Consider the following 250-nt stretch of genomic DNA (forward strand, 5'->3'; position numbering starts at 1 on the left):
CGACGACACCGGCGATGACGATGAGCGCGAGCACCACCACGGCGTTGCGGAGCAGCCCCGGTTCGGTGCGGACCCGCTGGACGGTCAGCGCCAGGCGGCCACGCCGAGGGCTCACGGGCATGTCGGGTCAACCTCTTTCCACTTGCCAAACCGACGCCGACGGTCGATGCGCCGCCGGCTCCGACAGCCAACCCGGCGGCGCACCCGTCCATCGATCCGAAAAGCGCCGCCCGCCGTCACGTTCGCGCAC

This window comes from Actinospineispora eucalypti, assembly GCF_039543365.1.
Lineage (GTDB): Bacteria > Actinomycetota > Actinomycetes > Mycobacteriales > Pseudonocardiaceae > Pseudonocardia > Pseudonocardia eucalypti.